The following is a 20,745-nucleotide window of genomic DNA, read 5'->3' on the forward strand; positions in this document are numbered from 1 at the left end:
CGCCCTTTTTTTCACATCTTTACTCTCTTTGCAACCCCTTTCCAGAATGGTGCAAGTTCTCAGTTATCCATGATGATCCTATGCTCAGGACGTAATTTAGGTACTAGGTCATCTTGGACAAAGGTGAGAAAATCTGCTCCTTTCATAGAACCCTGAATCGTTTTCAGGCAAACAATCCCATCAACTGAAATAGCGCCAATTATTGTGTATTTCTGACCTTTGTAAAAGGGACGAAGACTGAATACTCTTTTGCCACATTCACTTCTTGCCACAGAGCGTTCCATCCCCTGCCATACTCCCGTTTCATCAATACAAATCAGATCTTCAGCTTTCACTTCATTCAATGCTTCCCAAAATTCACATCTTTGCTGTTGTACTGCCTCACTTTTTACCTTTTCATGGCGATAGGTCTTTTTTTTAGAGTGATGTTATGCCTCTGGAAAAATCGGCACATGCTGCCTGTGGTCACTGATACTCCTGTTTGTTCTGCTACTTCTTCACAGTACTGCCATAGTGTCCAATCTGGATGCTCTGAGACAATTTCGAGGATTTTCTCCTGATGCGCTTCGAGGGGACTTTTGATTGGACTACCTAATGGTTTGTGGTTTAGTTCTCCTGTCTCTCGGTATTGATTCAGTAGTTTTTGCACTGTTTTCGTCGCGACTTGAAATTGCTTCGCTACTTCCCGAATCGATGTATTTCCTGCTTCGTAGTTTGCTACGATCTTTTCTCTGAGATCTAGTGAGTAAGGTGCCATTTTTTACTCTCTTTTGGGTTTTGCTATCCTAGCTTATCTTGTACTACTCTTTCCCTCAATAGGCTGTAAGATGTTTGCTATGGAATAGATGGGAAACCAGAGATTGTTCTGTCTATTTATGCTCATCTACTTACCACGATGTGATGGAGATTAAAGTGGTGCTCAGGACTAGGCAAATGCGGTTTCAGGTTCTTGGACTTCCTGACTTGAATCATTAAACACAAGAGCATCAGCCATCTGACTCAACTTACTACTATGTGCTTCAGTATTTTCTTGATACCTGCCGCGAATCTGCACATACTCATCCTCCAACAGAAAATCTTTCACCTTCTCATAGTCTCGCGCTGCATAAACAACTTGATACCCCTCAGTGGGGTCATAAAGTGTATAGCTTCCATCTACATCACCAACCAACATCAACACATACGGCAGATCGGAACTAGGATCGACCCACATTTCAATAAATTTCCAACTAGATAACTTCGCTTGGTTTTGTGCGTGGAATGACATGATATTCACCCTTAATAATTTTCATCTCTGCAAAATACAATGGCAATCGAGTCCCTTCTAAATCAATTCTATAGCCAATTGCTTGATCGAAATACATCCCATAACGCTCATGACCTCTTACCATGCCAATAAACTCACCCAACTCAAACAAAGCTTCTGTAACCTCAAGTAATGTTTGGAGATCGTTAAACACGTGAGCTTTGCCATCTTCCTTCAGTAGTTTCAGCATCTGCGGCGTATCAGGTAAATGCTTCTGAACGTGTCTTTCTGCTAGGTTAAGCCCTCTTGGTGGCTTGCGATTGACTCCATTCCCTTGCGGCATAAATTCTAAAGTACTGTTCCGAAATGGCTTAACATATCATTATCTACAGTAAAGATTTCAGTGAATTAGGCGATCTCGCTTTACTTTCACAAAAATTCAAAGTGGCGATCGCAAGTAGGGCATTTTTTTAGTCTTAGTCATGGATACACTGTCACTTTTCCCTACCGAAGATGGGTCTGTTACTTTTTGGTCAGAAACTTTTCAAGAAACATTTCATAGCTCTCATGGTGCAAAGCACGAAGCCGAAGCGAAATTTGTGATCCCTGCCAAGATTGCCGAAAAAGCTCAAACTCAGACTAAACTCAACATTCTCGATGTTTGCTATGGCTTAGGTTACAACTCAGCTGCCGCGATCGCCTGCATCTCTAATTTAAAACAATCCAGTCAAACTCCCATCACCAGTCTCCACATTATGGCGTTGGAAAATAATCTCGAAGTCCCACAAAAAGCGATCGCCACAAGATTAGTAAATATTTGGCAACCTGCGATCGCGCAAGTCCTTACAACTGCTGCAACAACTCAAATTGTCGAAACTGAAGATTTAACCTTACAACTGCTTATCGGTGATGCCCGTCAAACCATTAGCCAAGTCCCTCAAAAATGGGCTGATGCCATCTTTCTCGATCCCTTCTCGCCGCCCCATTGCCCCCAACTCTGGACAGTCGAGTTTATCCAACTTTTAGCCAACTGCCTCAAACCCGACGGCTATCTCGTTACATACTCCTCATCCGCCGCCGTTCGTACCGCCATGCTAATGGCTGGCTTACAAATTGGTGCGATCGCCCCCATCGGACGCAAATCCCCCAGCACGATCGCCGCCTTTGCTCCTACTGCACTACCACCCATCTCTGACACCGAAGCCGCCTTTCTCAAGACTCGTGCTGCCATCCCCTATCGCGATCGCACCTTACAAAGTACTGCCTCAGAAATTATCGAGAGTCGTAAATCTGAACAAAATCAAAGTGAACTTCCCGCAAGCTCTAGCCTCCGTAAGAAATAGTCATCACCATAATTTTGATTTTGGTAGCGAGGATTCGCTGCGACACCAAAAATCAGAACCTTCAACATGTTGCATTGACGGATATTTACTTTTTTTACAAAAAATATAGACATTGGAGCGATCATCCTCTAACATAGATGATCGCGACTTTTTTGGCATTCCTCATGAACGCTGTTGAAATCATACGCTCAATTGAAGCGGAATACATCAAAACAGATCTCCCCCAGCTTTATGTGGGAGACACTGTGAAGGTTGGAGTAAGGATCAAAGAGGGCGGCAAAGAACGTACTCAGCCTTACGAAGGCGTGATTATCTCAAGACGTGGTTCTGGCATTAACTCTGTCATTACTGTTCGTCGTGTATTTCAAGGAGTAGGAGTTGAGCGAGCCTTCTTGCTACATTCTCCACAAGTTGAAAGCATCAAAGTGATCCGTCGTGGCAAAGTGCGTCGTTCTAAGCTCTATTACTTACGCGACCTCGTTGGTAAAGCAACTCGTCTTAAACAACGATTTGATCGTCCACTATAGAACCATTTATGGTTATACTAGGTGTCAAGCACTATTTTGATATAGCGATTGATACCTGAGATATAGCTGGTAACGTGTCAAAATCTTGTTTTTATAACGTGCGTCCTTAGTTCAGTTGGTAGAACGCAGGTCTCCAAAACCTGATGTCGGGGGTTCGAGTCCCTCAGGGCGCGCTTCACCATCTTCACAAGCCTAAGATTAATTTTTAAGTTTGCTCAAGACTGTAGTTAAATACATCGCATTTACAAAGATTTCAAAGGGATCGCAAGAGTTGCCGCTATGACCAAAAACGAAGTAAAAGAGCAACCAAAAGAAACGTCAAAAGCAACATCAGAAAATTCTGACAATGCCGATATGACTAACTTTTTCGCAGAAACTAAGGCGGAATTTGGCAAAATTGTTTGGCCGACCCGTCAACAATTAATTAGTGAATCTGCATCTGTGCTTTTAATGATCGTTGCGGTTGCAACTTTTGTGTACTTAATTGATGCTTTGTTTAGAGCGATCGCATTGCAGGTGTTTCAATAATGTTTACCGAAGACATCGACCATTCATCTAGTCGTGAAGAGTCAGACGTACTATTTCAGTGGTATGCCGTACAGATTGCTTCAGGCTGCGAAAAAAAGGTCAAGTCAAGCCTAGAGCAACGCATCAAAACCCTTGATGTTGAAGATAGGATCAAGCAAATTGAAATCCCGCAGACACCGACCGTCAAGCTGAGAAAAGATGGCAGTCGGCTTACATCTGAGGAAAAGATTTTCCCTGGGTATGTCCTGATTCAGATTAAGACTGTTAGAAATGAAATCGGACAGTTAGAAGTTGATGATGATGCGTGGCTTGCTGTCAAAAGCACTCCCCATGTAATTAACTTCGTCGGAACAGAACAAAAACGTCACTATGGTCGTGGTCGTGGACATGTTAAGCCTCGCCCATTGACTGAGAAAGAAGTCGAAAGAATCTTCCGTGTCACCGTCGAACAAGAGCCAGTTCTCAAAATTGATATGGCTCAAGGCGACAAGATTAAAGTGCTTAATGGACCTTTCAAAGACTTTGAAGGTGAAGTGGTCGAGGTTAGCCCAGAGCGCAGTAAACTCAAGGCGCTTCTCTCAATATTTGGAAGAGACACTCCTGTAGAACTAGAGTTCAATCAGGTGCAAAAGCAAAACTAAATCACAAGTAAAACTAATCCACTCAAACGCAGGTTTGCGGGGTTTCTAGTGGATTTTTTAACGGCTATTAATTAGAGTGGCTCAGAAAGCAAATGGCTAAGAAAGTTACAGCAATCATCAAGCTAGCGCTTAATGCTGGCAAGGCAAGTCCAACGCCACCAGTTGGTCCTGCTTTGGGTCAACATGGTGTCAACATCATGATGTTTTGTAAGGAATATAATGCCCGTACTGCTGACCAAGCAGGTATGGTTATTCCTGTAGAAATATCTGTTTATGAGGATAGAAGTTTTACCTTCGTTCTCAAAACACCTCCTGCATCGGTTTTAATCCAAAAAGCGGCAGGTATTTCCTCTGGTTCTGCTGAGCCTAACCGTAAAAAAGTTGGTTCCATCACCAGAGATCAATTACGTCAAATCGCAGAAACCAAAATGCCTGATATCAATGCAAATGATATCGATGCAGCAATGAAGATTATTGAAGGTACTGCTAAGAATATGGGCGTTACCATTACTGCTTAGGATTCTTTACCTTTATATATTCAATTTCTTTCTCAATATAAATTTTCTTAATTGGGGGAGGAAACAAAGGTTTCCACTCGTACCCCGAAGGAGCAACAATGACTAAAAAAGTATCAAAGCGTCTCAAGGAAGCTCGAAGCAAAGTAGAAGAGCGTCCCTACGCACCTATTGAAGCCTTGGAACTTGTCAAGGCAACCGCAACTGCTAAGTTTCCTGAGTCCGTAGAAGCCCACGTAAGACTTGGTATTGATCCTAAGTACGCTGACCAACAATTGCGTACTACGGTGACTTTACCGAAGGGTACAGGACAAACAATCCGTGTAGCAGTTATTGCCCGTGGTGAAAAAGTTGCTGAAGCAACTGCTGCTGGTGCAGATATCGCTGGATCTGAAGAATTAATCGATGAAATCAGTAAGGGGAGAATGGACTTCGACCTACTGATTGCGACACCTGATATGATGCCTCAGGTAGCTAAGCTTGGTAAATTGCTTGGTCCTAGAGGATTGATGCCTTCGCCTAAAGGTGGTACGGTAACTACTGATCTCGGTGGAGCGATTAATGAGTTCAAAGCTGGTAAGCTAGAATTCCGTGCTGACCGTACAGGTATCGTCCACATTCAGTTTGGCAAGGCTGCTTTCACCGCAGAAGATCTATTGCTAAACCTAAAGGCTCTACAAGAAACGATTGATCGTAATCGTCCTTCTGGCGCAAAGGGTCGCTACTGGCGATCGCTCTATGTATCGGCAACAATGGGACCTTCAATTGAAGTTGATGTTCCTGCATTGCGCGATCTTAAACTTGCCGAAGCATAATAAAAAGCCTTTCAAAGTCATTCAAAATAAACTTCTTTTCCTACGGAAAAGAAGTTTTATAAAAAACCAAGTCTAATTGTTGTAATCAGCCTAGAAAGAAATTTCGACAACTAAATAGCTCCATAGACAGCAGGTGCTAATGGCTTAATTTCCTGCCGAGGTGATTTGAAAGAAATTCCAAACTGGAATCGCTTTTTAGCCTCGGTCTGCGAAAAGACGAGGCTTTTTTAATGACTTTAAAGATTCAAGGTTAATCACAATGGGGCAAAGCCCCATTGTGATTAGCTCCAAACACAAGGAGGTGCAAAATACATGGGTAAGACCCTAGAACAAAAAAAGGCGCTAGTTAACGAAATCAGCCAAGAGTTTGACGGAACTAAGCTGGTACTCGTAATTGACTATGCAACATTGTCGGTAGCTGAAATTACTAAGCTCCGCCGCTCACTCCGTCCAACTGGTACGGTGTGCAGAACAACTAAGAACACTCTGCTCAAGCAAGCGATTTCAGGTACTCCTGAATGGCAACCTCTAGAAAAGTTTCTAGTTGGACCTTCTGCTTGTCTATTTGTGAAGGATGACATTGGTGGTGCTGTTAAGGCATACCAAGCTTTCCTCAAGGAATCTAAGAAAACCGAACTTCGTGGCGGTGTCTTAGAAGGTCGCGCTTTAAGTGCAAAAGACTTACAAGCGATCGCCGATCTACCTTCCAAGGAAGTACTCATCTCGCAAATCGCTGGCGCAATCAATGCCGTCACTGCCAAGATTGCGATCGGTATCAAAGAGGTTCCCCAATCTCTTGGACGTGCCGTCAAAGCTGTTTCCGAAAAAGAAGCTGCTTAATCAATTGGCAATTACCAATTACCAATCACCAATTACCTACATATTTAACTAAAGAGAAAACCTATGTCCGCAAAAATCGACAGCATTATTGAAGAACTAAAGACTTTAAGCCTTCTTGAAGCTTCTGAATTGGTTAAAGCGATCGAAGAAACCTTCGGCGTTTCGGCAGCTGCTCCTGTTGGTGGTGTAGTAGTTGCTGCTGCTGGCGGTGGCGCTGCTGCTGCTGAAGAAGTTGAAGAAAAGACCTCCTTCGACTTGGTACTTGACGAAGTTCCTGCTGATAAGAAGATCGCTGTTCTGAAGATCGTTCGCGAAATCACTGGTTTGGGTCTTAAGGATGCCAAGGACATGGTTGAGTCTACTCCTAAGACCATCAAGGAAGGTCTACCTAAGGCTGATGCTGAAGCTGCTAAGAAGCAAATCGAAGAAGCTGGTGGTAAGGTTTCCATCAAGTAATTGTTGGCAAAACTTAGTTTTGTTGAATGTCTTGCCAAGCAAGACATTCAACCTCAGTAAAGGCACGCATAGCGTGCCTTTATTATTTAAGATTGTGAAGTGCGAAGTGCTTCACAATTATTTTGTATAAGTATTTTGATTTTATGAATGATCCTCTATCAGAATTATTTACGGTAATTGTCGATCGCCGTGAGCATCCCCAAGAAAGCTCCTATACTTGCAAACTATTTGCGGGAGGAGATAACAAGATTTTGAAAAAAATTGGTGAAGAATCAGCAGAAGTGGTGATGGCTTGTAAGGATGATGATCCTGATGCGATCGCTGGTGAAGTTGCTGATTTGTTTTACCACACCCTTGTGGCACTAGCTCACCATCGCGTCGATCTGCAATTGGTGTATGACAAGTTGGCTCAACGTCGTTAAATTTGAGTAAAAAAACTACTAAGTAGTTTTTTTACTCAAGCGCTCGAAATACTTCTTAATGCAGTAAGATTACTCATGAGTTACAAAGGGTAGATTGCTGTGGCATCGAATAGTGTAGAGCGTTCTGGTTCTCTGACTGGCAGTATTTTAAAAGGCACTCTCAAAGCTGTTGGTGGCACATTGCTAGGCATTATCATGATTGGTGGTGCAGCAGTGGCAGGTGGACTTGTGGGCTTAGCCCTCAGCTTTCGTGATCTGCCTGATGTCAGAGTCCTCAAGGGATATGTCCCCGTTGAAACTACCTATATTTATGACATTAATGGTGAGCTAATTGCCCGTTTGCATGGGGATGTTAACCGTGAAGTAGTTACTCTTGATCGCATTTCACCACATCTCAAGCGATCGGTTCTTGCCATGGAAGATGCCTACTTCTACACCCACAAAGGCATTGATCCCAGTGGTATTGGTCGCGCCATTGTAGCTAACTTTAGTGCAGGTGGAACCGTTGAGGGTGGTTCGACACTGACCCAACAGCTAGTCAAGAATTTATTTTTATCGAATGAGCGTAGCCTGAACCGCAAAGTTGCCGAGGCTGTCTTAGCCATGCGGGTAGAGCAGGTTTTCACTAAGGAGCAAATCCTTGAGATGTACCTTAACCAAGTATTTTGGGGAAAAAATACTAATGGGGCAGAAACAGCATCTCAGAACTATTTTGGTAAATCGGCGGCTGATCTGACCCTTGGTGAAGCCGCGATGCTGGCAGGGACAATTCAAGCGCCTTCAGTATTCAATCCTGTCGATAATTTTGCGGAAGCGAAAAAACGCCAAGGTTTAGTACTAGATCGCCTTGCAGAACTTAACTGGGCAACGCCTGCGGAAATTAAAGCAGCAAAAGCTCAAAAGATTGTGATCCGTAAGCAAGGGATTTCCTACGAAGCAAGCCGTGTACCCTATGTGTCGCAGGCTGTAACTGCTGAGTTAGAAGAAAAATTTGGTAAGGATGTTGTTTTACAAGGTGGTTTGCGTGTCCAGACAACCATTGACTTAAAGCTCCAGCGCATTGCCGAAGAGGTCGCTGCCGAAGGACATACTGATTTAGTTAATCGCGGAGCCTATGCCGATCAATTAGCCTTAGTTGCAGTTGATCCTCGCACAGGTTTTGTAAAGGCTTTAGTGGGAGGCGTGGGCGACTTTGACAAAAATCAATATAACCGTGCAGTCTTAGCAAGAAGACAGTTGGGTTCATCCTTTAAACCCTTTGTCTACTATGCCGCCTTTGCTACGGGTAACTACACCCCAGACTCAGTAATTGATGATAGCCCGATGTCAATCCCTGATGGTGATGAACCCTATGTACCTCGCAACTACGACAACAAGTTCTCAGGAGCAATCAGTATTAGGCAAGCGATCGCAGTTTCTCGAAATATTCCTGCACTAAAGTTAGGCTTAGAAATTGGCAACGAAAATGTAATTGCAATTTGCCGCAAACTGGGTATCAACAGTCCCATGAAACCTGTAGTTTCTTTGCCCCTCGGTGCAGCCGATGTCACACCAATGGAAGTAGCAGGAGCCTATGCAGTATTTGCTAGTGGTGGCTATAAATCTAAAACGACATTAATTGCCCGTGTCACCGATCGCAACGGGAATCTAGTTCTGGATAACACTCCTAAGCCTGAGTTAATTCTCGATCCGATCGCCGTTTCTTATTTAACCGATGCTTTGCGTGGTGTTGTGACCAATGGTACAGCAACTGAGGCGCAATTGAGTGAAGGTCGCCCCGTTGCAGGTAAAACAGGGACAACTTCAGATTTCCGTGATGCTTGGTTTGTGGGCTATGTACCACAGCTGGCCGTTGCCATTTGGATCGGCAATGATGACTATTCACCGATGGCAAATGGTGTAACGGGTGGTGTCTATGTCACACCAATTTGGCGCAAATTTATGGAAAAAGCTTTAGCGGGTCAGCCCATTGAGCAATTCCCCGTACCCGCCGAGATTCAAGAAAAAGAAGGCGGCAAAAAGAAAAATTAAATTAACTCAAATAAGGGCGCTATGCGCCCTTATTAACTTTAAATATTATGTCTGTAAAAATATTTACGCAGTTTCTATTTATTGCCAAGCTACTGACCTACTCGCTAATCATTTCGGCTGTAATTAAATATATTGTCCCTAATTGGTCATTATTAAATGGTCTCACCAATGACACAATGAGTGTGATCGCCTTTGCCGCAATTACAATACCTGTAGGTCTATTTGCTTTCGTTTTATGGCTAAGGCGTTAAAAACTGAATCAAATTACAATACTAAGTATCAATTTGGTACGTTTTGGGTAAAGTTTGCAAAGCTTTTTGTCATTACAAAACAATTACGACCATCGTCAGAAGTCTCATATCGAATATTGTCAGCGATCGTTTTGGCGATGATCAAACCTCTACCACCTGTAGGAATATCATCAACATTTTCAAAATCCTTATTTTTCTGAGCTTCTTTGGAGAGCCTGTCAATTTCAGCTAGTAGGTCAAATGGTTCTCCATAGTCCCAAATTTTCAATTCTAAAAATTTTTCGGTTGCATTGATTTCTAACTCAATATCAACTGGAGTTTCCTCAGACAAACCCTCATGAGCATAGGAAACTACATTCGTAAATACCTCAACTAAAACTAGATTGCACTGCATCCAAACAGGTTTAGGCAATAATTGTTGGAATTGAAGAAACCACCCTTGCAAGTTTGAAAGGGCATAAATATCACTGTTAACTCGGATATGGTAATGCTGTAACACTGATGATTTTATCTGGCGTTTTGAGCTTGAATTCTAGGCTTGTTTTTAATTTATCTAGCCAAATTAAAAACTATAAAATCTTATCTAGGCTGAACTTTAATTTTTACATTAGCATGGGGCAACGTAAAAACTAAAGATTACTGACGGTTATACCAACGCATTAATACCCCTGCAAGTTTATCTGAATCATGACAGACTGTTCCATTAGCCTTTTCCCGCATAATATTAGCAATTAAAACAGGACAGCCCATTTTGGCGAGATTTTCACGATCTAGGGGTGTCAAATGAGACCCAAAAGATGCATAATGCTGTAGAGATCGCTCAGAAGGCGGGTGCTTTTGAACTAAAACTACATCAAATAATCGCACCCCTGCTAACTCGTCTAAAACTCGCACGTAATCAGACACAGCATAGCCATCGGTTTCACCTACTTGACTCATGATATTACAAAGATAGATCGATGGCACATTGCGATTGATCAATGCTTGGAGAATCTCAGGTACAAGCAGGTTAGGAATAATACTGGTATATAAGCTACCAGGACCAATCACAATCAAATCAGCTTGGTTGATATCCTCAATGGCTTGAGGTAGTCCCTGCGGATTACTAGGTTTGCAACCAATACGTTTAATCTTACCCTTAGCTTCAGGAATATTGGACTCCCCTTCAACATATCGTCCATCTTCAAGTTCTGCCCAAAGCACCATATGGTCGAGGGTTGCTGGTAATACGCGCCCCCGCACAGCTAGTACCTGTGAACTAGCGGCGATCGCCTTTTCGAGATCACCTGTGACTTCACTCATCGCAGTCAGGAACAAATTACCAAAGCTATGTCCTGTTAGACCTTCACCCGTTTCAAAGCGATATTGAAATAGTTCGGTAACTAATTTTTCTTCATCGGCTAGAGCCGCAAGGCAGTTGCGAATATCCCCTGGGGGTAAAACGCCATGCTCACGCCGTAAGCGCCCAGAGGAACCACCGTCATCGGCAACTGTGACGATCGCCGTAATATTGGCGCTATATTGCTTGAGTCCACGCAACAAATTTGACATGCCTGTGCCACCACCAACGGTGACAATTTTGGGTCCGCGATTGAGTTTGCGGTGAGAAACTAGTAACTCTAATAACTCCTTATCTTGATCGGGCATCAAAACTTGGGTAATCGAACCAAGGGCGCGTTTTTGTCCTAGCCAGAGAAGACCAAGCCCAATGACTAGGGCAAGTGGACCACTGAAATTGCGGGGTAAGATCGCCACTAAGATGTCGATCGTATTACCGATGAGACGCGATAGAAATAAAATCGGGGTCAGTCTTGCCGAAATCGCAATACCCAACACGATTAAGATAATGCCGATAATGCTGACTAGCAACCATCTTTTGACTAAGAGTCCTGGTAAAAACCACTGAAATCCCCGCAGCCACTTTCTCTGTTTAGTTGCTGGGCGATATCGGCTGGCTGGTGGCTTTTTTACGGACTTCATCTAGGCTCCTGTTTTAATATCCTGATTTAGCACCCTGTTTTCACACCTTGTTTTAACATCCTGTAATATGTACCAAAACTTCGCGAGTGTGTCCCAAATTGCGATGTTCCCAAACAAAGATTCCTTGCCAAGTACCGAGGGCAAGTTTACCATTAGCGATCGGAATTGTTTCCGATGTTTTAGTAAGGACGCTGCGAATATGGGATGGCATATCATCTAACCCTTCGGAAATATGACGATATTGACTGGCATCTTCGGGAATGAGTTTGCTAAAAAATGTTTCTAAATCTGCCAATACATCGGGGTCAGCATTTTCTTGAATAATCAAACTTGCCGATGTATGTCTCAAAAAGACATTACATAGCCCCATTTTTATACCCGATTGAGCGAGAATGGCTTCTACTTGACGGGTGATATTGTGCAGTTTTTTACCATTGGTGCGCAGGGCAATTGTTTGCTGCACCATATGTAATGTTTGCGGTTGATTGGCGATCATAAATTGTCTCTATATTCCAAGGATGAAATAAGATTTTCCCTGTTGCTAAGAACCTTATTTAGTATCTAAAAATGCACTAACTATGGACAATGCTACCACTGGGGCTGTAATTGCCGACAACACCCGATCGCCTAGAGATACAGGTATAAATCCCGATGCGATCGCCATTTCTTCTTCTCTAGCAGTCCATCCTCCCTCGCAACCTGTAGCAACCATAATTTGAGCAAGATGCTCTCCCGCAGGTAAAGCATCATAGCCACTTTGCAAGCTAGTCAGCAAATGGGTAGCCTCAGGATGGATAACACAAATATATTTTAGAATTTGCTTAGATTCTGGGGTGCGATCGCCTAGCCATGCCTTGAAGGATTGCGGCGCATTAATTTCAGGGACATAGGTACGCAGGGAAAGCTCGGCGGCTTCTTCGGCGATGCGTTGCCAGCGATCGCGTTTTTGATTGCCGATTTCTGTGCCTGATTTGATAATTGTGCGATCGCTAAATAATGGCACTATTTGACGCACGCCTAATTCCGTAGATTGGCGAATTACCGATTCGATATTGCTACCTTTGGGCATCGCCACACCAAGGGTGATCTGGGTATCTAACTCGGAGTTATTTTCTAATTTGTCGATAATTTGGGCATGATCCGCCTCACTAGATAACTTTGCTAGCCACCAGCCGCCTTGACGATCAAGGGCAATAAATTCTGCGCCGCTTTCTAAACGCAACACATTACATAAATAATGTCTTTGCTCCGAGGTTAGGGCGATCGCACTATTAACTTCTAAAGTTTGCTCAACTTGGTGTGGCTGTAATGTCACCCGTTGCAGTCTGCGTTTTTGAGGTTGAGGAAGTAACACAATATTTTCATTAATAACTATGAATCTACGCTTCGCGCCGATTCATAGTTATTTTGGACTAAATAGCCAGCCTTTTTTCCAAAAGTAAAATAACAAACCACCAGAAATAGAAAGCATCAATAACCAACAGAGCGGATAACCTAAGGGCATTTTTAACTCAGGCATATTCCCCGCTACACTCGTATCAAAATTCATGCCATAGACACCAGCAACGAAGGTAAGGGGAATAAACACCGTAGAAATCACCGTTAAAAAGCGCATGATTTCATTGGTGCTGTTGCTTAATGACGAGAGATAAATATCCATTAAGTTGGCAGCAAGTTCGCGATAGGTTTCCACCATATCGATGACCTGTACGGTGTGGTCATAGCAATCTCGGAGAAAGACTCTAACTTCGCGGTCAATTAACGGACTTTCCTCACGAATCAAAGAATTAATCGCATCTCGCTGTGGCCAAATGGCACGCCGCAGTAATAATAATTCGCGTTTGATCTTATGAATTTTATCTAGGGTCTGACGGGTGGGTTTTTCTACTACTTCATCTTGGAGATCTTCGAGACGCTCGCCGTAGTCCTCTAACACAGGGAAAAATCCATCGACGATCGCATCGATCAGGGCATAGGTTAGATAATCAGCCTTTTGCGATCGGATCACGCCACGATTGCGGTGAATCCTTTGACGAATTGGCTCAAATACATCATTTTCAGGCTCTTCTTGCACTGTCAGCACATAGTTCTTACCTAAAATCAAACTTACCTGCTCATCATAAAAACCCCGACCATCTTCACGACTCGTCACCATATGTAAGATGATTAGTTCTTGATCCTCAAAGCTCTCAACCTTCGGTCTTTGGGGAATATTGACGATATCTTCAAGTACTAGCTCATGGAGGCTAAACACTTTGCCAAGGCGTTTTAAGACATCTTCAGAACCTAGCCCCTGCACATCTACCCATGAGACCGATTGACTATCGAGGTAGGGGAAACATTCTTCAGGAGTTGCTAGTTGCACGCCGATCGCTTCTTCAGCATGGTAATCAATCAAGAAAATATTGGGGATACTGGCATCTTCATCAATGATTAACGTCCCCGGTGGACTCCCCGGTTCGGGTTCATTAAAATCGTAAAATTCTAATTCTTCTTCATTTTCTGAATCATTTTCGATAGAACTAGGCTTAAATCTGGCAGGGTTGTGCAGCATGGAGAAGCAAGTCATGAAATACACTTGTCAGTGTGCCACATTGTTACGGCTAGTTCGTCAGGGAAATTGCTTCTATCAAGATCAAAATTTTAGGGTTAGGGTGCGCGGTGCTCCTGACCGCAAGATCAACGACCCAAGGTAAATATCAAGGTATTTTTGTATTTTTATGAAATTGATCAAATCCTCGACATCTCGAAAAAATTTACATCAACCAAAATTCGGATTGCTTGCTTCTGGGGCTTGTCTGAGCTTAGCAACAATATTTTCAAATAATGCGATCGCGGGACCTTTACCCGACAGAATTTTGTGGGGCAATCCGACCTGTGATGTGAGTGCGGCGGAAATTTTGCGTAAACATGAATTACGAAAAGCGGCTCTGATCAATACTAAGGATCAAAAATCGCAGACCCAATATCGGGAAATCATCCAAAAACATAAAGTGGCTTTACAAGCCTGTCGCGATCGCACTGCGCCCCAAACCCAAGCCACTTGGATCAGGCTCTATCCTAATGATGTCAAGGCAGGTGTGCTAGAGGATGTCTTTGATCGGATGGCAAATCGGGGCTATAACCAAGTTTTTGTTGAAGTTTTTTATGATGGGCGCGTACTCCTACCCGTTGCTGATAATCCGACACCTTGGAAATCAGTCATGGAGGAAGCAGTCAAGGCGGGAGAAGTACCTGCGGACTATGATCTGTGGAAACAGGCGATCGCGATCGGTAAAGAACGGGGCATCAAGGTTTATGGTTGGTCTTTTGCAATGAATTTTGGCTATGGCTATAGCGAAGTCAAGGGGCGCTCAAATACATTTGCCATCAATGGCAATGGGGAAAATAGTATTGCAAACACAAACTTTGATCGCAAGCAGGTAGCTAATGGCAAAGCCTTTTATGAAGATGCCTATGAAGCCGATCACCTATTTGTCGATCCCTATAGTCGGACTGCCAAGGATGATTTAATCGCAGCAGTTAAAGCTCTAATGCAACGCCAGCCTGATGGCATGGTATTTGATTACGTGCGCTATCCGACTAATATCACGGGAGAATTAATCGATAACGTCAAGCAACTGTGGATTTACGGCAAATCATCACGAACAGCATTACTCAATAGTATTGACAATCGCAATGTGCGAGAGTTGATGGCGCTTTATCTCCAAAATGGTAATCTCACGGCAAATGATGTTGTTGAAACCGAGAAGCAACTCGCTAATACCGCTAAAGTAAAACCCACAAATATTAAAAATCCTAGGGAAACGGCAGCGATCGCTGAAGGTTTACTGTGGAATATTGCCACAAATCATGCCTATCAAGGGGTCATCAATTTTGTCACCACAATTTCGGCTCCCCTCAAGCAAAATAATCTTCCCATTGGTACGGTGTTCTTCCCCAATGGTAATCTCACGGAGTCAGGCAGATATGAGGCAAGAATGCAGCCTTGGGATCGGTTCCCGAAATATATGGAACGCCACCCCATGACCTATGCCCTTTGTAATGATGGGAGTTGTGTCGCGGAGCAGGTTTCCGACGTAGTGCGCCAATCATCACCTGAAACCTTAGTCTGTCCAGTTTTGGCAGGAACTTGGGGGCAGGGTTTTGATGGGCATCCTAGCTTCGAGAAGCAAATGCAAGCGATTATGGCGCGAGAACCCCAGATTAAATGTTTTAGTCATTTTGTCTATTCATGGATGGAACCCGAAAGCGATCGCCTCCGCAAAGCAGGCAAAGCAACAGGTCTAGAAGCAGCAACTATCCCAAATTAAAATCAGAGAACCGCACATTGTGCGGCTCTCTGATTTATTTGATTTCTGATAGAACTTTGCGAGTTTGGGCTAACCCATCGATATTGCCCTGCTGATTAAATAGACGCTCAGCCGATTCTAAGGTTTTACGAGCTTCAGTCACCCGTTGCTGTGTGACTAATAATTTACCTAAAGCGAGATAAGTTTCAGCATCATCAGGTTCAGCTTCGATAATTTGGCGATAGGCAACGATCGCACCTGAAAGAGAACCCTGCTGAATATAGAGATTAGCAATTTCCCGTTGTAACTCAATCAAATTACTCGTTGGAATATTCCTTGCTGCCGCCGCATGACGGAGAGCCGTTATTGCATCGGCATAATTGCCTTGACTCTGTAAAACTTTGGCGATCGCTAAATTCGCTTGAGGATGACGCGGATTAACTTCTAAGGCGCGTTTATATTTGGCGATCGCCTCTTCGTTTTGATTTTGTTCAGCGAATAGACCACCGAGTGCTACTAATACATCGGCATCAAAGGGGGCAATTTTATCGGCTTGGTTGTAGATAGCGACTGCACCTTTGCGATCGCCCGACAATTTCAAGATATACCCCAAATTGAGATAGCTTTTGACATTATTTGGGGAAGCGGCGATCGCTTGGCGATAAATCTTAGCGGCTTCACTATAGTTTTTTTGCTCCGTGAGTAAAAAGCCAACACTGTTATAGGCATCAATATTTTGCCGATCCAGTGCGATCGCTCGACGATAGGCATTGATCGCGTTGGGGTAGTCCTTAATCTTGACATAGACAAAACCCAAGGCATTAAAGGCTTTGGCATTGGTATTATCTAAGCGTGTCGCCCTCTCTAAGGTCGCGATTGCCCCCGAATAATTACTCTGTTGCGTTAATAAAAAGCCAAGACTCGTCAGAATTTTGGAATTTTTGGGTTCTAACTGGGCTGCTTGTTGATAGGCAGCGATCGCTCCAGAAATGTCATTTCTTTGCCAAAGTTGTCGCCCCTGCTTGATCCATTCCACGGCATCCTTTTGGGCTTGAGCATGGGCATTTTCGGTAATTGGTAGAGCGATCGCCCCTGCGATCGTCATGATTAAAGCGAGATGAGAGATTCTATAGGTAAGAGTTTTGGTGTGACTAATTACGGAACGAAACAAGGGCATAAGCTTTTAATTGGGATTGATGAATTTTATAGTTAGGCGACCTACGCACAGCTATCAAAATTCTATGGAGTTGGGTTTACCTCTTCCATATTAACAAGCTCCACTGAGTTCGGAGCATTACGCGCATCCGTAAAATCAGTACCCTCAATACTTTTCAGAGTCGATAGATAGGTTCCCGTCAAATCTGCCCCAATTAACTTAGCATTGGCAAGATTTGCCCAATTTAGTTTGGCATTCGTCAGATTAGCACGACTGAGATCTGCTCCTGCGAGATTTGCCCCCGTCAGATTAGCACGACTGAGATCTGCTCCTGTGAGATTTGCCCCACGCAGATCGGCTCCATTCAGATAAGCACCTGTCAAAAAAGCGTTAGCAAGGTTGGCTCGACATAATCGCGATCGCGTCAGATTTGCACTAGTCAAAAAAGCATTAGTAAAATTTGTCTCCACCAGCACCGCATCACTTAAGTCCGCTTCGATTAAGAAAGCTTCCGAAAGATTTGCCCCAATTAATGAAGCCTGTTCTAAGATTGTGCCATTGAGATTTGCTTGGATCAAAATTGAACCACTCAAATTTGCCCTGACCAAATTCGCGAGATTTAGCTCCACATCCTCTAAGTTGGCAATGTCGAGGGTAATATCTTCAAGATCTGATTCGATAAAGTTTGACCCAGATAGGTTTGCCCCAGTCAAGATCAAGCCAATGAGCGATCGCTTACTAAAGTCGCGATCGCCCTGAGCATAACTTTCGAGAAGTTCTTTTGCGTTCATTGAGTTAATGGCACAGTAAATATTTCCACATCAAGGGAGTCAACGCTTTGCGTTGACTCCCTTGAGATTTAAGGACGATAACCCGTAGCTAAAAGCTGAGCCACCGACTTGGCATGGTAGGTCAAAATCAGATCGGCTCCTGCTCTCTTCATACTGAGCAGAGTTTCAAACATAACCTTCTTCTCATCGATCCAGCCTAGTTGCGCGGCAGCCTTGATCATTGCGTACTCGCCACTGACGTTATAGGCTGCTACAGGCACATTGGTAGCATCTTTAACTTTGGCAATGATATCCAAATAAGCCAAAGCAGGCTTCACCATCACAATATCTGCACCTTCCGCAATGTCTAAATAAACTTCCTTAATCGCTTCACGGGAATTAGCAGGGTCCATTTGATAGGTCTTCTTATCACCAGACTTAGGTGCAGAACCAAGCGCATCACGGAAAGGACCATAGTAAGCAGAGGCATATTTAGCAGAATAGGCAAGGATACCGACATTCTCAAACCCAGCAGCATCTAAACCTTGACGAATTGCCCCAATACGTCCATCCATCATGTCCGAGGGAGAAACAAAATCTGTACCTGCGGCAGCTTGGGAAACTGCCATTTTTACTAATACTTCAACGGTCTCATCATTGAGAATTACGCCATTGTCATCAATGATGCCATCATGTCCGTGCGTGGTGAAAGGATCAAGGGCAACATCAGTAAAGATAATCACATCGGGAACTGCTGCCTTAATCGCTCTGACCGCACGCTGCGCCAATCCTTCAGGATTAAGACTTTCCGTACCAGTGAGATCCTTTTTCTCTTCAGGAACCGCAGGAAAAAGTGCGATCGCCTTAATTCCTAACGCATAGTTCTCTTCTACTTCTTTGACCAATAGATCGAGGGTAAAGCGATAGGCTTCGGGCATTGAAGGAACTTCAACACGGTTGTTCTCTCCTTCCATCACAAACATCGGATAGATAAAATCATCTACAGATAAATGATTCTCTTTAACAAGGCTACGAATAGAAGGATTGCGGCGGAGGCGGCGAGGGCGATGTGTGAGTTGCATTGATGTTTCTTAACTTTTCTTAATGGATTTGTTTGAAAAACATATATTTTTATTTGTGGATTATATCAGAGTAGTTCACCCGAAATGAGCGCACTGAATTAGCATAGGCAGGACTTCGCGCCGCTTATACTAGGGTAAATAGTTGAGAAGCAATTCAGATATGAAAGCATTTGTAGCTGGAGCCACAGGACAAACAGGACGACATATTGTCACCGAATTAATCAAACGTAATATTCCTGTCAGAGCTTTGGTTCGTAACTTAGAACTAGCGAAGCAGGTTTTGCCATCTGAAGTAGAGTTAGTCCAAGGAAATGTGCTTTTCGCGGATACCTTGTCAGAGGCGATCGCGGATTGTGATGTGTTGGTATGCGCTACAGGTGCAAAGCCCAGCCTCAATGCCCTTGAGCCATATCTAGTCGATTACATTGGTACAAAGAATTTAGTCAAGGCAGCCAAAGCAAAAAATATCAAACATTTTGCGATCGTCTCATCCCTTTGCGTCTCGAAATTTTTGCATCCCCTAAATTTATTTTGGCTAGTACTATTCTGGAAAAAACAAGCCGAAAGACACCTGCAAGATAGCGGCTTAACCTACACCATCGTCCGTCCGGGGGGACTGCTCAACCGCGAAAAAGAAGGTGGTTTAGTCCTATCTGGTGCTGACACCCTCTTTGAAGGCAGTATTCCCCGTACTAAGGTTGCCCAAGTGACGGTAGATGCTCTATTTGAAGATAATGCCAAGAATAAACTTGTTGAGATTGTGGTTAATGCCGATACACCCGATCGCCCAATTGCTGAATTATTTGCAACTGTATAACCACTTAGGATGTCACTGCGTGACATCCTAAAAATCAGGAAAAAATATGACTAAAACTGTATTGATCACTGGCGCTTCCTCTGGCATTGGCAGGGCAACGGCGCTATATTTCCAAAAACGTGGCTGGAATGTGGCGGCGACGATGCGATCGCCTGAGCAAGTAATCAGCAAAGAAGCAGGTAGAGCGAATAGCTTAACCAATCTTGATCGCCTAGCTTTACTCAAGCTTGATGTGACTGATACTGACAGTATTAAGGCTGCTGTTGCCGAAGCAATTGAAAAATTTGGGTCGATCGATGTCTTGGTAAATAATGCAGGCTACGGTATGTTAGGCGCATTTGAAACCTCCACTCCTGAGCAAATCCAACGCCAATTTCATACCAATGTCTTTGGTTTGATGGAAACTACTCGCGCTGTACTTCCCCATTTTCGCGATCGCCAAAGCGGTGTGATTGTGAATGTCGCTTCGGTTGGTGGACGGGTTGCTTTTCCGCTCTATAGTCTCTATCACTCGACAAAGTGGGCAGTAGAAGGCTTTTCCGAATCTTTACAGCATGAATTATTAGCTTTTAATATTCATGTCAAAATTATTGAGCCTGGCCCCATTAAAACCGATTTTTACGATCGCTCCGCCGAACGCACTAGTAATCCTGATTTTCCTGAATATGATGCTCTTAGCGATCGGGTATTGACTAAACTCAATCAAATTGGCACAACGGGTGCATCTCCCGATGTGGTGGCAAAGACAATCTATGGTGCTAGTACGGATAAATCGTGGAAATTACGCTATCCCGCCGATCCATTAGCTAAGCAGTTGTTGTTAGCACGCAAGCTATTGCCAGATTTCCTATTTACGAAACTGATTCGCCAAACTACAAATATTTAACACGAGTTCAGGATAATTTGAAACGGGCTTTGAGAGAGGGTTTGCGTAGCAAACCCTCTCTCAAAGCCCGAAAGTAAAAGCCTTGCGTAGCAAGACTTTTACTTTTAGACTTTTAAAAATTTGCCAGCTTAAACCGAACTGACGTTA

General features: G+C 43.6%; 25 protein-coding genes, 1 tRNA gene, 1 pseudogene and 1 other annotated feature. Of the genes and pseudogenes, 15 read left to right on the plus strand and 12 right to left on the minus strand.

What is annotated here, in order from left to right; genetic code table 11:
* Positions 1-59: 59 nt before the first annotated feature.
* The 4 genes from NMG48_RS02675 to NMG48_RS02690 form a co-directional block, all read right to left on the minus strand.
* Positions 60-335: a transposase gene (locus NMG48_RS02675; RefSeq protein WP_271255229.1), complete on the minus strand. Its 276-nt coding sequence runs from the start codon at positions 333-335 to the stop codon at positions 60-62.
* Between the two features lie 53 nt (positions 336-388).
* Entirely contained in the window at positions 389-757 is a 369-nt protein-coding gene (locus NMG48_RS02680; RefSeq protein ID WP_271251623.1) for a helix-turn-helix domain-containing protein, read from the minus strand.
* Positions 758-925: 168 nt separating this feature from the next.
* Positions 926-1,267 (minus strand): hypothetical protein, encoded by a 342-nt coding sequence (locus NMG48_RS02685; protein ID WP_271253875.1) that lies wholly within the window; start codon positions 1,265-1,267, stop codon positions 926-928.
* Positions 1,230-1,589 (minus strand): DUF6972 family protein, encoded by a 360-nt coding sequence (locus NMG48_RS02690; protein WP_271253876.1) that lies wholly within the window; start codon positions 1,587-1,589, stop codon positions 1,230-1,232. The genes NMG48_RS02685 and NMG48_RS02690 overlap by 38 nt, the downstream gene beginning before the upstream one ends.
* Positions 1,590-1,728: 139 nt before the next feature.
* On the opposite strand from NMG48_RS02690, the gene NMG48_RS02695 reads away from it, so the two are divergent.
* The 12 genes and pseudogenes from NMG48_RS02695 to NMG48_RS02750 all read left to right on the plus strand — a co-directional run bounded on the left by NMG48_RS02695 (position 1,729) and on the right by NMG48_RS02750 (position 9,615).
* Complete coding sequence (locus NMG48_RS02695) at positions 1,729-2,589, plus strand: tRNA (5-methylaminomethyl-2-thiouridine)(34)-methyltransferase MnmD (RefSeq protein ID WP_271253877.1); 861 nt, start codon at positions 1,729-1,731, stop codon at positions 2,587-2,589.
* Positions 2,590-2,753: 164 nt separating this feature from the next.
* Positions 2,754-3,116 carry a 50S ribosomal protein L19 gene (gene rplS, locus NMG48_RS02700; RefSeq protein WP_126388037.1) on the plus strand — a complete coding sequence of 121 codons (363 nt, stop codon included), beginning with the start codon at positions 2,754-2,756 and terminating at the stop codon, positions 3,114-3,116.
* A gap of 100 nt (positions 3,117-3,216) precedes the next feature.
* Positions 3,217-3,289 (plus strand) — tRNA-Trp (locus NMG48_RS02705).
* Positions 3,290-3,395: 106 nt separating this feature from the next.
* Positions 3,396-3,644 carry a preprotein translocase subunit SecE gene (secE, locus tag NMG48_RS02710; protein ID WP_126388035.1) on the plus strand — a complete coding sequence of 83 codons (249 nt, stop codon included), beginning with the start codon at positions 3,396-3,398 and terminating at the stop codon, positions 3,642-3,644.
* Entirely contained in the window at positions 3,644-4,285 is a 642-nt protein-coding gene (gene nusG, locus NMG48_RS02715) for a transcription termination/antitermination protein NusG (protein WP_126388033.1), read from the plus strand. Before secE ends, nusG begins: the two co-directional genes overlap by 1 nt.
* 92 nt (positions 4,286-4,377) lie before the next feature.
* Complete coding sequence (gene rplK / locus NMG48_RS02720) at positions 4,378-4,803, plus strand: 50S ribosomal protein L11 (RefSeq protein WP_126388031.1); 426 nt, start codon at positions 4,378-4,380, stop codon at positions 4,801-4,803.
* A gap of 98 nt (positions 4,804-4,901) precedes the next feature.
* On the plus strand, positions 4,902-5,615 hold the full coding sequence (gene rplA, locus NMG48_RS02725) for a 50S ribosomal protein L1 (protein WP_126388029.1): 714 nt from the start codon (positions 4,902-4,904) through the stop codon (positions 5,613-5,615).
* 102 nt (positions 5,616-5,717) lie between these two features.
* Positions 5,718-5,853 (plus strand) — a sequence feature (ribosomal protein L10 leader region).
* Positions 5,854-5,927: 74 nt separating this feature from the next.
* Entirely contained in the window at positions 5,928-6,455 is a 528-nt protein-coding gene (gene rplJ / locus NMG48_RS02730) for a 50S ribosomal protein L10 (RefSeq protein ID WP_271253878.1), read from the plus strand.
* Between the two features lie 63 nt (positions 6,456-6,518).
* The gene (gene rplL, locus NMG48_RS02735; protein ID WP_126388025.1) at positions 6,519-6,911 is read left to right on the plus strand and encodes a 50S ribosomal protein L7/L12; all 393 of its coding nucleotides are present in this window, start codon (positions 6,519-6,521) and stop codon (positions 6,909-6,911) included.
* A gap of 149 nt (positions 6,912-7,060) precedes the next feature.
* A pseudogene (gene hisE, locus NMG48_RS02740) lies at positions 7,061-7,333 on the plus strand (phosphoribosyl-ATP diphosphatase); the annotation flags it as partial.
* 99 nt (positions 7,334-7,432) lie between these two features.
* Positions 7,433-9,364: a transglycosylase domain-containing protein gene (locus NMG48_RS02745; protein WP_271253879.1), complete on the plus strand. Its 1,932-nt coding sequence runs from the start codon at positions 7,433-7,435 to the stop codon at positions 9,362-9,364.
* A 47-nt stretch (positions 9,365-9,411) separates the two neighbouring features.
* Positions 9,412-9,615 (plus strand): hypothetical protein, encoded by a 204-nt coding sequence (locus NMG48_RS02750; protein ID WP_271253880.1) that lies wholly within the window; start codon positions 9,412-9,414, stop codon positions 9,613-9,615.
* Positions 9,616-9,643: 28 nt separating this feature from the next.
* Here NMG48_RS02750 and NMG48_RS02755 read toward each other — a convergent pair whose 3' ends face one another.
* The 5 genes from NMG48_RS02755 to corA form a co-directional block, all read right to left on the minus strand.
* Positions 9,644-10,114: an ATP-binding protein gene (locus NMG48_RS02755; RefSeq protein WP_271253881.1), complete on the minus strand. Its 471-nt coding sequence runs from the start codon at positions 10,112-10,114 to the stop codon at positions 9,644-9,646.
* Between the two features lie 137 nt (positions 10,115-10,251).
* Positions 10,252-11,595 carry a gluconeogenesis factor YvcK family protein gene (locus tag NMG48_RS02760; protein ID WP_271253882.1) on the minus strand — a complete coding sequence of 448 codons (1,344 nt, stop codon included), beginning with the start codon at positions 11,593-11,595 and terminating at the stop codon, positions 10,252-10,254.
* A gap of 52 nt (positions 11,596-11,647) precedes the next feature.
* Positions 11,648-12,091, minus strand: coding sequence for a secondary thiamine-phosphate synthase enzyme YjbQ (locus NMG48_RS02765; protein WP_271253883.1), 444 nt, complete (start codon positions 12,089-12,091; stop codon positions 11,648-11,650).
* Positions 12,092-12,145: 54 nt separating this feature from the next.
* Positions 12,146-12,949, minus strand: a complete 804-nt coding sequence (locus tag NMG48_RS02770; protein WP_271253884.1) for an RsmE family RNA methyltransferase — start codon at positions 12,947-12,949, stop codon at positions 12,146-12,148.
* 48 nt (positions 12,950-12,997) lie between these two features.
* Positions 12,998-14,164: a magnesium/cobalt transporter CorA gene (gene corA, locus NMG48_RS02775; protein WP_271253885.1), complete on the minus strand. Its 1,167-nt coding sequence runs from the start codon at positions 14,162-14,164 to the stop codon at positions 12,998-13,000.
* Between the two features lie 151 nt (positions 14,165-14,315).
* On the opposite strand from corA, the gene NMG48_RS02780 reads away from it, so the two are divergent.
* A complete protein-coding gene (locus NMG48_RS02780) occupies positions 14,316-15,908 on the plus strand; it encodes a hypothetical protein (protein ID WP_271253886.1) in 1,593 nt (530 codons plus the stop codon).
* A 34-nt stretch (positions 15,909-15,942) separates the two neighbouring features.
* Here the strand turns inward: NMG48_RS02780 and NMG48_RS02785 are convergent, their stop codons facing one another.
* The 3 genes from NMG48_RS02785 to hemB all read right to left on the minus strand — a co-directional run bounded on the left by NMG48_RS02785 (position 15,943) and on the right by hemB (position 18,895).
* A complete protein-coding gene (locus tag NMG48_RS02785) occupies positions 15,943-17,064 on the minus strand; it encodes a tetratricopeptide repeat protein (protein WP_271253887.1) in 1,122 nt (373 codons plus the stop codon).
* 62 nt (positions 17,065-17,126) lie between these two features.
* Positions 17,127-17,834: a pentapeptide repeat-containing protein gene (locus NMG48_RS02790; RefSeq protein ID WP_271253888.1), complete on the minus strand. Its 708-nt coding sequence runs from the start codon at positions 17,832-17,834 to the stop codon at positions 17,127-17,129.
* Positions 17,835-17,902: 68 nt separating this feature from the next.
* Entirely contained in the window at positions 17,903-18,895 is a 993-nt protein-coding gene (gene hemB, locus NMG48_RS02795; RefSeq protein ID WP_271253889.1) for a porphobilinogen synthase, read from the minus strand.
* A 160-nt stretch (positions 18,896-19,055) separates the two neighbouring features.
* On the opposite strand from hemB, the gene NMG48_RS02800 reads away from it, so the two are divergent.
* Both NMG48_RS02800 and NMG48_RS02805 read left to right on the plus strand, forming a co-directional pair.
* Positions 19,056-19,712, plus strand: coding sequence for an SDR family oxidoreductase (locus NMG48_RS02800; protein WP_271253890.1), 657 nt, complete (start codon positions 19,056-19,058; stop codon positions 19,710-19,712).
* A 46-nt stretch (positions 19,713-19,758) separates the two neighbouring features.
* Positions 19,759-20,598, plus strand: coding sequence for an SDR family oxidoreductase (locus tag NMG48_RS02805; RefSeq protein WP_271253891.1), 840 nt, complete (start codon positions 19,759-19,761; stop codon positions 20,596-20,598).
* The last annotated feature ends 147 nt before the right edge of the window (positions 20,599-20,745 follow it).

It is taken from the genome of Pseudanabaena sp. Chao 1811, assembly GCF_027942295.1.
GTDB lineage: Bacteria > Cyanobacteriota > Cyanobacteriia > Pseudanabaenales > Pseudanabaenaceae > Pseudanabaena.

What these genes read in the sequence shown, in the direction of transcription:
- NMG48_RS02680 (WP_271251623.1), bottom strand. Translation starts at nt 757, where the DNA reads ATGGCACCTTACTCACTAGATCTCAGAGAAAAGATCGTAGCAAACTAC.
- NMG48_RS02685 (WP_271253875.1), bottom strand. Translation starts at nt 1,267, where the DNA reads ATGTCATTCCACGCACAAAACCAAGCGAAGTTATCTAGTTGGAAATTT.
- NMG48_RS02690 (WP_271253876.1), bottom strand. Translation starts at nt 1,589, where the DNA reads ATGCCGCAAGGGAATGGAGTCAATCGCAAGCCACCAAGAGGGCTTAAC.
- NMG48_RS02695 (WP_271253877.1), top strand. Translation starts at nt 1,729, where the DNA reads ATGGATACACTGTCACTTTTCCCTACCGAAGATGGGTCTGTTACTTTT.
- rplS (WP_126388037.1), top strand. Translation starts at nt 2,754, where the DNA reads ATGAACGCTGTTGAAATCATACGCTCAATTGAAGCGGAATACATCAAA.
- secE (WP_126388035.1), top strand. Translation starts at nt 3,396, where the DNA reads ATGACCAAAAACGAAGTAAAAGAGCAACCAAAAGAAACGTCAAAAGCA.
- nusG (WP_126388033.1), top strand. Translation starts at nt 3,644, where the DNA reads ATGTTTACCGAAGACATCGACCATTCATCTAGTCGTGAAGAGTCAGAC.
- rplK (WP_126388031.1), top strand. Translation starts at nt 4,378, where the DNA reads ATGGCTAAGAAAGTTACAGCAATCATCAAGCTAGCGCTTAATGCTGGC.
- rplA (WP_126388029.1), top strand. Translation starts at nt 4,902, where the DNA reads ATGACTAAAAAAGTATCAAAGCGTCTCAAGGAAGCTCGAAGCAAAGTA.
- rplJ (WP_271253878.1), top strand. Translation starts at nt 5,928, where the DNA reads ATGGGTAAGACCCTAGAACAAAAAAAGGCGCTAGTTAACGAAATCAGC.
- rplL (WP_126388025.1), top strand. Translation starts at nt 6,519, where the DNA reads ATGTCCGCAAAAATCGACAGCATTATTGAAGAACTAAAGACTTTAAGC.
- NMG48_RS02750 (WP_271253880.1), top strand. Translation starts at nt 9,412, where the DNA reads ATGTCTGTAAAAATATTTACGCAGTTTCTATTTATTGCCAAGCTACTG.
- NMG48_RS02760 (WP_271253882.1), bottom strand. Translation starts at nt 11,595, where the DNA reads ATGAAGTCCGTAAAAAAGCCACCAGCCAGCCGATATCGCCCAGCAACT.
- NMG48_RS02765 (WP_271253883.1), bottom strand. Translation starts at nt 12,091, where the DNA reads ATGATCGCCAATCAACCGCAAACATTACATATGGTGCAGCAAACAATT.
- corA (WP_271253885.1), bottom strand. Translation starts at nt 14,164, where the DNA reads ATGACTTGCTTCTCCATGCTGCACAACCCTGCCAGATTTAAGCCTAGT.
- NMG48_RS02780 (WP_271253886.1), top strand. Translation starts at nt 14,316, where the DNA reads ATGAAATTGATCAAATCCTCGACATCTCGAAAAAATTTACATCAACCA.
- NMG48_RS02785 (WP_271253887.1), bottom strand. Translation starts at nt 17,064, where the DNA reads ATGCCCTTGTTTCGTTCCGTAATTAGTCACACCAAAACTCTTACCTAT.
- NMG48_RS02790 (WP_271253888.1), bottom strand. Translation starts at nt 17,834, where the DNA reads ATGAACGCAAAAGAACTTCTCGAAAGTTATGCTCAGGGCGATCGCGAC.
- hemB (WP_271253889.1), bottom strand. Translation starts at nt 18,895, where the DNA reads ATGCAACTCACACATCGCCCTCGCCGCCTCCGCCGCAATCCTTCTATT.
- NMG48_RS02800 (WP_271253890.1), top strand. Translation starts at nt 19,056, where the DNA reads ATGAAAGCATTTGTAGCTGGAGCCACAGGACAAACAGGACGACATATT.
- NMG48_RS02805 (WP_271253891.1), top strand. Translation starts at nt 19,759, where the DNA reads ATGACTAAAACTGTATTGATCACTGGCGCTTCCTCTGGCATTGGCAGG.